An 8,922-nucleotide genomic window follows, 5' to 3' on the forward strand; every position below is an offset into this window, starting at 1 on the left:
CGACAGGAAAGCTGACATGCCGATTTTGAACAGAGCCGCCGAACTTCAGGACGAGGTGACCGAGTGGCGCCGGCATATCCATGCGCGTCCCGAACTTCTCTTCGCGGTCGAGAACACCGCCGCTTTCGTGGCCGAGAAGCTCAAGGAATTCGGCGTCGACGAGATCGTCACCGGCATCGGCAGAACAGGCGTCGTCGGCCTGATCAAGGGCAAGGGCGAAGGCGCTCGCACCATCGGCCTGCGCGCCGACATGGACGCGCTGCCGCTCACCGAAATCACCGGCAAGCCCTGGGCGTCGACGACGCCCGGCAAGATGCACGCCTGCGGCCATGATGGCCACACTGCCATGCTGCTCGGCGCGGCGAAATATCTTGCCGAAACGCGCAACTTCAACGGCAGTATCGCCGTCATCTTCCAGCCGGCCGAAGAAGGCGGCGGCGGCGGCAATCTCATGGTCAAGGACGGCATGATGGAGCGCTTCGGCATCGAAGAGGTCTACGGCATGCACAACCTGCCGGGTCTTCCGGTCGGGCACTTCGCCATCCGCAGCGGCGCGATCATGGCCGCCACCGACGAATTCACCATTACTATCAAGGGCCGCGGCGGCCACGCGGCACAGCCGCACCGCACGATTGACCCGATCGCCATCGGCGCGCACATCGTCAGCAACCTGCAGATAATCGCCTCCCGCAGCGTCGACCCGTTGCGCTCGGTGGTCGTCTCGGTCACCAAGTTCAACGCCGGCTTCGCGCACAACGTCATCCCGAACGACGCGACGATCGCCGGTACGGTGCGCACGCTCGACGAGGAAGTACGCGACCTTGCCGAAACCCGATTGAAGCAGATCGTCAACGGCCTCGTTGCCGCCCACGGCGCCGAAGTCGATATCAATTTCAACCGCAACTACCCCGTCACCTACAATCACGCGACGGAAACCGGCCACGCCATCCGCATCGCCGGCGAGATTGCTGGCGCAGGCAACGTGAATGCCGAGATTGACCCGATGATGGGCGGCGAGGATTTCTCCTACATGCTGAACGCCCGCCCCGGCGCGTTCATCTTCATCGGCAACGGCGATACGGCGGGCCTGCACAACGCCGCCTACGATTTCAACGACGAAACCATCGCCCACGGCATTTCCTACTGGGTGCGGCTCGCCGAACAGCGCCTCGGCGCCTGAAATCCGACTTTGTCCAACAGATGCAAAAGAGCTTGGCTTCCGGCCAAGCCTTTTGTATGCATGACGCTCAAGTGGTCCCGTAGCTCAGCAGGATAGAGCATCAGATTCCTAATCTGAGGGTCACGCGTTCGAATCGCGTCGGGATCACCACTGTTTTCAAAGACTTAATTGGCATTACACCTCCCTGTCAGAGGGCAGAGGAAGCAGAATGTAATGACCGTGTAATGCGAAGTTCAGCTTTCCAAGCCCGACGGCTCTATACACAAGGGAAGCTTGCTTCTTTAAATGAGCTGCTCCTGACTGCAACTTACCGTTCTCTTTCGCCAGTCGAATCACCTCTCCTCCGCTGAGGGCGGACCGGGGAGAAGCCCCGGTGGCTGCAATAGTGCATAGCACCCTGACATACGATCCAGCAAAGGACACGGCCAGCAAGCTCATTGATATCCTTTTCGCAAAGGGTCTTATTCCCCCGTTTTGGCAGACGCAGTTCTCTTCCTTGAGATGCCTCCTTGAAAGCAGTGTTCCGACTGGCGGGAATAGGTTGAGTGGTCATGGACAAGGTGCCACGCCAAAGGCAGTCCCTGATTACCTAACGGCCTATATGCTCCACATGACTGCTTCGACTCTTGTCTTCCTGACGACGGCAGAAGAAGAGCTTCCGTAAATGGAGATCAAAGACCTTGTTGGGCTAGAGAAACCAGCGACGCTGCTCCATGGAATGTCCGTTCATCGGACGTTAAGCATGAGCATGCAATTCGTGCGGTCGGCGGGGGGTTAACCTCGACGGAGGCACTATGAAGAAACTGGTCTTGTCCGTGGTCACCGCAGCGATAGCGGCCAGTAGCGTCCTTGCTGTGGCAGAAACAGCGGCGGCTCAAGAATGGCGTCAACCATATTACGACAGTCCGCCGCCCCCACGCAGACATCACCACCATGACAATGGTGCGGCGATTGCAGGCGGCTTGGCTGCCGGCGTGATCGGCGGCCTTATCGGTGGCGCGATCGTCAACAACAACAGCGGGCCGCGCTACATCGATCCGCCGCCTCCGCCACCTCCGCCGCCGCGCTGCTGGTTTGAGGACCGCGACGTTCGTAACGCCTATGACGGCGGCTGGCACACGGAAAGCGTTCGAGTCTGCAGCTAGTCGCTCGGGCGGCGAGCAAGGCCGGGAATTATTCCCGGCCCACGCGGCCACCTAAAGCCTTGTCAGAAATGTCTCCAGCTCCTCGGCCTCAACAGGCACGCGATGACGTTCCTCCGGATAGGCACCGCTGGCGATGTCGGCGGCGTATTCGCGGAATGCCGCGATCCGTTCGGCCTGGATCCGATCATATTCGGTCGCAAGGTTGCGATAGACCTTGGCATGGCGCGGACAATGCCCGCGGTTGAGGCCGAGCACATCCTCGGAGAAGAGATATTGCCCATCGCATCCGCTGCCGGCGCCCATTGAGATCATGAGCATGGAGGTCCGTTGCGAGATCGCCGCGGCCACTTCGGCCGGCACGACCTCGATCTCCGCGCAGAAGGCGCCGGCGGCCTCCAGATCCTTGACCTGCTTGTAGACGAGAGCCGCCGTTTCGGCCGTCTTGCCGACCGCGCGAAAGCCTCCGGTCCAGGTCGAGTGCGACGGAACGAGCCCCGTGTGCCCACAGACCGGAATATGCTCGTCGCGCAGCCGCCTGATCGTCTGCAGGCTTGCGGCACAGTAGATGGCGTCAGCGGAAGCTGCTCGCATTTTCACGGCGCAGCGCAGGATCTCATCCGTGGTGGCGCCGCTTTGACCATACTCGCCGCCGGGGATGGCGAAGCGCCCGGGGGCGGCATCGCGAAATCGCGGATCGAAGAGGAGTTCGGGCGGAACGGAAATCAGATCGATGCCGGCAGCCTCGGCCGCTTCGGCCTCCTCGAGCGATACGACGCGCAGCATGCTGAGCTGCCGCTTGCCCTTCATCGCGAGGAGGTCATGCACAGTCGGACGCACTTGTTTGCCCATTGCTAATACCTTGAGAATGGGGTCGCCAGTCAGGCGGCCAGGAGGGATTTCAGTTTGACGCTGCTTGCGACCAGTGCCGCCGGATCCGGATGAGCACGCGCCGCGATCAGCATCGCGGCAAGCCGGATATCGCGGGCGACCGCGTTGCCGCGACCGATGCCGCTGGCGGCAAGCAGCCGGCCGGCCTGGTCGAGATGGAAGAGAATGAAGGCGCCATCGCCGAGGTCGCGGCGCAAATGCTGGACGGCGCCCTCCGCCAAACCGGCGATCTGCAGCGTTACATCATATTGGTCGGACCAGAACCAGGGCACGGCCGAAACGACTTCGCCAAGCCCCATCATGTTGGCGGCGGCCAAGGCCCCCTGCTCCTGGGCGTTCCGCCAGGATTCGAGCCTTACACGCCTGCCGCCATAGATCGCCAGCGGGAAGGAGCAGCAGTCGCCGGCCGCGTAGACATCGGGCGCCGAGGTGCGAAGGAATTCGTCGACGGCGATGCCGTTGTCGATCTGGAGGCCGGCGCGAGCGGCAAGCTCCATATTGGGAGTGGCGCCAATTCCGACGAGCACGAGATTTGCCTCGACGATGTCGCCGTCGGCCAGTTGAATGGTGGCTCTTTCGTCGTCTTGCGTGATCGCCGTGATTGCCACGCCGCAGCGGATGTCGACGCCCTCGAGCGAATGCCGTTCGCAGATCACCTCTGCGACCTCCTCCGGCACACCGCGCTTCAACACGCGTTCCAGGCCCTCGAGAACCGTCACGTCAGTTCCAAGTGCACGTGCCGTCGCGGCAAGTTCCAAGCCGACAAAGCCGCCACCAATGATCACGATATGCTTTCCAGGCACCATCGCCTTGCGAAGTGCGACCGCGTCGGGATGGGTGCGCAGCAGACGGATATGCTTGCTATCCTCGGCAATTCCAGGAAACGCCCGCGCACGGGCGCCGGTCGCGAACAATAGCTTGTCATAGGCAATGGTACGGCCATCGGAAAGCGCAACGGCCTTTGCATCGGGATCAACGTCCTGAACCGTCACGCTCGTCAGCAGGCTGATGCCGACTGCGGCATATTTCTCAGGCTCGGCGATGAATTTCGGTTCCACAGCCCCTTCCTCAGTAGCTTTCGAAAGCGGCGGCCGCTCGTAGGGCGCGAGCGCTTCGCTTCCAATCAGCGTGATCTCGCCATCAAACCCTTTTTCGCGCAGGGCAAACGCCGCGCGTGCGCCGCATTCCCCTGCCCCGATGATCACGAAATGGGTCATGGCAGGCTCCTCAGATCGAAATGAAGACGGCGCCGTCTTCGACCTTCACGGGATAGGTGCTGAGATTGACGCAGACCGGCGCGCCCTTGGCCTGCCCCGTCTTATAATTGAAACGGCCATTGTGCTTGGGACATTCGATGATCTCGTCCATGACCAGGCCGTCGGCGAGATGGACGTGCTCGTGTGTGCAGAGGCCATCGGTCGCGAAAAATTCGTCGTCAGGGCTGCGATAGACGGCAAACGTCCTGCCTTGATGGTCGAACCTCATGACATCTTCCTCGTCGATGTCCTCGACAGCACAGACCTCGATCCAATTTCCGCTCATCTTGTCCTCCCAGAACTTCGTGTTTTGTGCTGCGCTATTGGGCGGCCGGCGCAAGCTCGGCGTGGAATTCCTCGCGATAGGGCCGCGCGGTCGCCGGCAGCTCGCGCCTCAGGAAATAGTCCTCATTGCGCAGCTGCCGTAGGAACGCCGGGATCATCTCGCGATAGCCGGACCACATCGACGGGTTTGCCGCCGGCAGATCGTGCTTGATCATTGCGTGCAGGCGCGGCAGCGCGTGATAGGGCACCATCGGAAACATGTGATGCTCGACGTGGTAGTTCATGTTCCAGTAGAGGAAGCGGCTGACCGGGTTCATGTGGACCGTGCGGCTGTTCAGGCGGTGGTCGATGACATTGTCGGCAAGGCCGCCATGCTGCAGCAGGCCGGTCAGCACATGATGCCATGCGCCATAGAGCCGGGGCAGACCAATCAGCACCAGCGGCAGGATAGACCCCATCGCAATCGCCGTGGCGATCGTGACGACATAGATGGCAAGCCAGATACGGGCGATGAAGATGGCGCGCGGCTGCTCCATCTTGGGGATGAAGGTCTTCTCCTCCGCGCTGATGACACCAAAGGCATTGCGCAGCATGTCGACCATCGCATGCCAGACATCGAGAATGCCGAAAAAATTGAGGATCAGCCGCAGCAGGTCCGGGGGGCGCATCACTGCAATCTCGGGGTCGCGGCCAACAATCACCGTGTCGGTGTGATGGCGCGTATGGCTCCAGCGCCAGGTCACCGGATTGCGCATGATCATGAAGCAGGCGACCTGATAGACGCCATCGTTCATCCAGCGCGTCTTGAAGGCCGTGCCGTGGCCGCACTCATGCCAGCGGCTATCGGACGCCGAACCGTAAAGCACCCCGTACGCAAGGAAGAACGGCACACCGAGCCAGGAGCCCCAGAAATAGATACCAAGTCCGGCAAAAACGATCATTGCACCGAGCCAGATGATCGTGTCGCGGATAGCAGGCGCGTCGGAACGCTGCATCAGCGCCTTCATCTCCTTGCGCGGAACATCCGTGTGATACCACTCCGCGGCCGCCAGCCCCATCTCGACGGCCGTCCGGCCGCTTTCGCCGAGCAGGCTGTAGTCTCGCTTCCTCGTCTGATCCGCCATCGCAACCTCCCGCATGCCATCCCTCCCGGCCTGTTCAAACGAGAATATGTTGACTTTCACACAGCGACAATGCAGCTTTGATGTATTCTATCAAAACCCATCATTAGGACCACATCACAATGATGGATTCTTGCAAGGATCAAATGGTGAAGCGACCAACGATACAGGATCTGGCGGATGCTTCCGGCGTCAGCGTCGCGACGGTCGATCGTGTGCTGAACGGTCGCCATCGCGTTCGCGAGGAGACGGCCCGGCGTGTCTATAATGCGGCAGCGTCGATCGGCTATCATGCCGTCGGCCTGCTCCGGCAGCGCGTGTTTCAGGATCTCCCGCATCACCGGCTGGGCTTCCTCTTACAGCGTCCGACGCAGTCGTTCTATCAAACGCTCGCCCGCGAAATCGAGCAGGCGGCCAACGCCAACACATCGTCACGCATCACCGCGCAGATCGAATATGCGACGGCGTCCACACCTGCCGCGATCATCGAAAAGCTCAAGCTTCTTGCCAGCCGCAATCAGGCGATTGCATTGGTCGGTCCGGACTATCCGGCCGTCACCGCCGAGGTCGAAGATCTGAAAGCCAAAGGCATCGCTTCCTTTTCCATTCTGTCTGATCTCGCCAGTGGCGTCCGCCAGGGTTATGTCGGGTTGAACAATCGAAAGGTCGGCCGCACGGCCGCCTGGATGATCGCAAAGGCCGCCAAGAGACCCGGCAAGGTCGCCTGCTTCGTCGGCAGCCACCGCTATCACGGACATGAGCTGCGCGAGATCGGCTTCCGCTCATACTTTCGCGAGAATGCGCCTGATTTCGAGGTCCTTGAGACACTGATCAACCTCGAAACCCCGGAGATAACGCACGAGGCCACCGTCAATCTCCTCAAGGAGCATCCGGATCTCGTCGGATTCTACGTCTGCGGCGGTGGCATGGAGGGTGCAATCTCCGCCGTCCGTGAAGAAGGCCTTGCCGGCAAGCTTGTCGTGGTCGTCAACGAACTGACACCGGACTCGCGCGCTGCACTCGCCGACGATGTGGTGACCATGGCGATCGCAACCCCCGTCAAAGGCCTCTGCAACGAGCTGATCACACTGATGACCTCTTCCCTTGGGTCGGAGAGCGATGCGGTTCCGGGGCAGTCGTTCCTGCCTTTCGATATCTACACTTCAGAGAACATCTAGCCGCTCGTCACGGCATTCCATACCAACGAACGGCATCGGTCAGCAGTAAGTGCATTCAGGTGTGTGTCAGTTTCATGACGCAGTAAGCCGCTGCTGCGGTGGACTAAATGTTCGCCTGTGCGAACAAACAGGCATCGAGGGCCGCCCTCTTGATACAACCGTCGCCTTATCGGCCAAGAATCGGCAGCATTTCGCTGTCCGCCATCACCGGGCTATATCTCGTCCTGTTTACGAACCGGACGTTCTGGGGCAAGGTCCACGCCGATCTCGCCACGACGCCGACAGCGGTCGCCGCACTTTACATTGCAATATCGGTTCTGTTCGTGGCCATCGTCACGGCTTTCTCGGCAAAATATGTCATCAAACCAGTTCTGATTTTCCTGGTACTCGCGGCGGCACTGGCAGCGTGGTTCACCGACACCTTCGGCGTGATCGTCGACAGCGACATGATCCGAAATGCGATGGAAACGACGCCTGCCGAGGCCAATCACCTGATTACGCCCGGCTTTCTCCTGCATGTCGTATTGTTCGCCCTCATCCCGATCACGCTGATCCTTTGGGTCAAGGTGGTTCACCGCCCCGTGCTGCAGAAGCTCTTATGGAACAGCGTGACGATCGTCGGCTGCCTGTTGGTATTCGGCGCCGTCGCGGGCGTCTACGCCAAGGAGTATACCACAGCGATCCGCCAGCACCGCGACATCGTGAAGAGCCTGAACCCCGTCACCCCGATTGTCAGCGCCACACGATATTTCATGCAGGCCGGCAAAGAGGCCAGGCTCGTCGTCAAGCCGCTCGGCACCGACGCCAGGGTCGTCCCTGTCGTGGACGTGCACAAACCACGGGTGACGATTATCGTTGCCGGCGAGACGGCGCGGGCGATGAACTTTTCGCTCGGCGGCTATCACCGCGACACCAACCCCGAGCTTCGGAAGCAGGGCGTCATCTATTTCCCGCAAACGACGAGCTGCGGCACGGCGACGGCAACGTCGATACCTTGCATGTTCTCGCAGTTCACGCGCGCAAGCTTCACCCATAGCAAAGGCATCGAGAACGAAGGCTTGATGGATGTTCTTGCCCACGCAGGCATCGACGCGACCTGGTTCGACAACAACACCGGCAGCAAGGGCGCCGCAGCGCGCATCAATTATGTCGACCTCGCAAAATCGACGGATCCGCGGTTCTGCAGGGACGGCGAATGTCAGGACGGCATTTTTCTGGACAAACTGGACGCATGGCTGAACGGCGTGACCAGGGATAGCGTGCTTGTGCTGCATCAGATCGGCAGCCACGGGCCGGCCTATTATCTGCGTTACCCTAAGGAATTCCGGAGGTTTACGCCTGAGTGCGAGACGGCGGAGCTGGCGAACTGCAAAGACGACATGATCGTCAATGCCTATGACAACTCCATCCTCTACACCGACCATTTCCTTTCGACCGTCATCGACAGGCTCAAGGCCCGGAGCGACAAGATCGCCAGCGGTTTGATCTACATGTCGGATCACGGTGAGTCGCTGGGCGAAAAAGGCCTCTACCTTCACGGCGCACCCTATATCCTCGCCCCGGAGGAGCAGACTCACGTTCCGTTCCTCGTTTGGCTCGACCCGGATTTCACCGCTTCGATGGCGCTCGACAAGGCATGTCTTGCCCAGTCGACGGCACAGCCGACATCCCATGACAACCTGTTCCACAGCGTGCTCGGGATGATGAATGTCTCGACACGCGCCTACAACGCGAAGCTGGACGTCTTTGCCGGCTGCAGGACAGGCCGGACCTCCTAGAGCAGATCCTGCTTAATCCGGGTCATATCCTGCGGCTCTGAAGTAGTTTGCGCATTCGGCAGGCGTGAACCTGGGTATCAAGGCTCCCACT

8 protein-coding genes and 1 tRNA gene are annotated in these 8,922 nt (G+C 60.5%); 5 read left to right on the top strand and 4 right to left on the bottom strand.

What is annotated here, in order from left to right; genetic code table 11:
- The first annotated feature begins 16 nt into the window (after positions 1 to 16).
- The 3 genes from FHX09_RS27085 to FHX09_RS27095 all read left to right on the top strand — a co-directional run bounded on the left by FHX09_RS27085 (position 17) and on the right by FHX09_RS27095 (position 2,325).
- Positions 17 to 1,180: a M20 aminoacylase family protein gene (locus FHX09_RS27085; protein WP_132594379.1), complete on the top strand. Its 1,164-nt coding sequence runs from the start codon at positions 17 to 19 to the stop codon at positions 1,178 to 1,180.
- 73 nt (positions 1,181 to 1,253) lie between these two features.
- Positions 1,254 to 1,330: transfer RNA gene (locus tag FHX09_RS27090), tRNA-Arg, on the top strand.
- Positions 1,331 to 1,974: 644 nt separating this feature from the next.
- Positions 1,975 to 2,325, top strand: coding sequence for a hypothetical protein (locus FHX09_RS27095; RefSeq protein WP_007789483.1), 351 nt, complete (start codon positions 1,975 to 1,977; stop codon positions 2,323 to 2,325).
- Between the two features lie 51 nt (positions 2,326 to 2,376).
- Here FHX09_RS27095 and FHX09_RS27100 read toward each other — a convergent pair whose 3' ends face one another.
- The 4 genes from FHX09_RS27100 to FHX09_RS27115 are packed head-to-tail and all read right to left on the bottom strand — an operon-like array spanning position 2,377 to position 5,878.
- Positions 2,377 to 3,174: a 3-methyl-2-oxobutanoate hydroxymethyltransferase gene (locus FHX09_RS27100; protein ID WP_132594381.1), complete on the bottom strand. Its 798-nt coding sequence runs from the start codon at positions 3,172 to 3,174 to the stop codon at positions 2,377 to 2,379.
- Between the two features lie 29 nt (positions 3,175 to 3,203).
- The gene (locus tag FHX09_RS27105; RefSeq protein ID WP_132594383.1) at positions 3,204 to 4,430 is read right to left on the bottom strand and encodes an FAD-dependent oxidoreductase; all 1,227 of its coding nucleotides are present in this window, start codon (positions 4,428 to 4,430) and stop codon (positions 3,204 to 3,206) included.
- A gap of 10 nt (positions 4,431 to 4,440) precedes the next feature.
- Complete coding sequence (locus tag FHX09_RS27110) at positions 4,441 to 4,755, bottom strand: MocE family 2Fe-2S type ferredoxin (RefSeq protein ID WP_007789486.1); 315 nt, start codon at positions 4,753 to 4,755, stop codon at positions 4,441 to 4,443.
- A gap of 34 nt (positions 4,756 to 4,789) precedes the next feature.
- A complete protein-coding gene (locus FHX09_RS27115) occupies positions 4,790 to 5,878 on the bottom strand; it encodes a fatty acid desaturase family protein (RefSeq protein ID WP_132594385.1) in 1,089 nt (362 codons plus the stop codon).
- A 143-nt stretch (positions 5,879 to 6,021) separates the two neighbouring features.
- Between FHX09_RS27115 and FHX09_RS27120 the strand changes: the two genes are divergently transcribed.
- Both FHX09_RS27120 and FHX09_RS27125 read left to right on the top strand, forming a co-directional pair.
- Positions 6,022 to 7,053: a LacI family DNA-binding transcriptional regulator gene (locus FHX09_RS27120; RefSeq protein ID WP_007789491.1), complete on the top strand. Its 1,032-nt coding sequence runs from the start codon at positions 6,022 to 6,024 to the stop codon at positions 7,051 to 7,053.
- 107 nt (positions 7,054 to 7,160) lie between these two features.
- On the top strand, positions 7,161 to 8,831 hold the full coding sequence (locus FHX09_RS27125; protein ID WP_132588544.1) for a phosphoethanolamine--lipid A transferase: 1,671 nt from the start codon (positions 7,161 to 7,163) through the stop codon (positions 8,829 to 8,831).
- Positions 8,832 to 8,922 lie beyond the last annotated feature (91 nt).

Origin of the sequence: Rhizobium sp. BK538 (assembly GCF_014197575.1) — a bacterium.
In the GTDB taxonomy this organism is placed as follows: Bacteria; Pseudomonadota; Alphaproteobacteria; order Rhizobiales; family Rhizobiaceae; genus Rhizobium.

Coding starts and splice junctions, on each gene's coding strand:
- FHX09_RS27085 (WP_132594379.1), top strand. CDS start 17: ATGCCGATTTTGAACAGAGCCGCCGAACTTCAGGACGAGGTGACCGAG.
- FHX09_RS27095 (WP_007789483.1), top strand. CDS start 1,975: ATGAAGAAACTGGTCTTGTCCGTGGTCACCGCAGCGATAGCGGCCAGT.
- FHX09_RS27100 (WP_132594381.1), bottom strand. CDS start 3,174: ATGGGCAAACAAGTGCGTCCGACTGTGCATGACCTCCTCGCGATGAAG.
- FHX09_RS27105 (WP_132594383.1), bottom strand. CDS start 4,430: ATGACCCATTTCGTGATCATCGGGGCAGGGGAATGCGGCGCACGCGCG.
- FHX09_RS27110 (WP_007789486.1), bottom strand. CDS start 4,755: ATGAGCGGAAATTGGATCGAGGTCTGTGCTGTCGAGGACATCGACGAG.
- FHX09_RS27115 (WP_132594385.1), bottom strand. CDS start 5,878: ATGGCGGATCAGACGAGGAAGCGAGACTACAGCCTGCTCGGCGAAAGC.
- FHX09_RS27120 (WP_007789491.1), top strand. CDS start 6,022: ATGGTGAAGCGACCAACGATACAGGATCTGGCGGATGCTTCCGGCGTC.
- FHX09_RS27125 (WP_132588544.1), top strand. CDS start 7,161: ATGTTCGCCTGTGCGAACAAACAGGCATCGAGGGCCGCCCTCTTGATA.